This is a genomic window from Vibrio sp. Vb0598, assembly GCF_033338935.1.
Taxonomy (GTDB): domain Bacteria; phylum Pseudomonadota; class Gammaproteobacteria; order Enterobacterales; family Vibrionaceae; genus Vibrio; species Vibrio alginolyticus.
In genome coordinates this window covers 1-1,020 of record NZ_JAWOTP010000320.1, presented here as the reverse complement: position 1 = coordinate 1,020, position 1,020 = coordinate 1, and the positions used below count along the sequence as shown (strand labels likewise).

Below are 1,020 nucleotides of genomic sequence, written 5' to 3'. Positions count from 1 at the left end.
GTCTATCAGAATTCGAGCCTGACGATTCCTCAGAACCGAGCCTACAGCATTAGCTCTCCTCAGGTCTTAAATCACGAGCGTGCCATCGAATGGAGTGAGGACTCGCTGAATATTCGTGCGTTTGCGTTTCAAGCTGGGGAGTATCAGGTGGTGCTCGGCATGAGTATCAACCACCATATTTTGTTTTTGGATAAGCTCGACTGGATTTTGTTTTGGGCGCTCGGTTTGGCGTTTGTGATTTCTTCCGCGTTGAGCGGTTGGATGGTAAAACGTGGGTTGAAGCCGATTGTGGGATTGAATCAGCACATTCAACAGATATCACCAGAGCAAATGGGCATTCGTCTCGACCCCGATTCGTTGCCAATAGAACTGCGCGAGTTAGCCAACAAACACAACGCGATGCTCGATAGGTTGCAAACTGGTTTTCGCCGCTTGAGCGAGTTTTCTTCTGATATAGCACATGAGTTAAAAACGCCACTCACCAACATTACTACGCAAAATCAGGTCATTTTAGGTGCGTGTCGAACGCCTGAAGAGTATCAGGATGCGATTGCCTCAACGTTGGAAGAACTCAACCGCATCACGAAAACCATCAACGATTTGCTCTACATTGCCAAGGCTGAAAACAAGCTCATTCATCGCCATGACGAAGTGTTTGCGGTGCAGGAGGAAATCGACCGTTTGGTCGCGTATTTTGAAATATTGGCCGAAGATGCCGATGTGCAAATCGTGAGCTCAGGCGACGGTCAGCTCTATATGGACAAAAACATGTTTGAGCGTGCGGTGGGCAATTTGCTCTCCAACGCGATTCGTCATGCGTATGCTGATTCAACCATTGTGATTGACGTTCAAGAGGTTGATGAACAGGTGACGATATCGGTCAGCAATCAAGGTGACACCATTGCCGAGCAAAACTTACCGTACCTTTTCGACCGGTTTTATCGCGCAGATAAATCTCGCCAACATGTAGGTAGCGTCGGTGCAGGGTTGGGTTTGTCGATTACCCAATCTATCGTGCAA

Annotated in this window: 1 protein-coding gene; it reads left to right on the top strand. The window is 48.0% G+C overall.

Going from position 1 to position 1,020, the window contains the following annotated elements:
* The coding region (locus R7Q38_RS24985; protein WP_318114752.1) for a heavy metal sensor histidine kinase at positions 1-1,020 on the top strand (1,020 nt) is incomplete at both ends.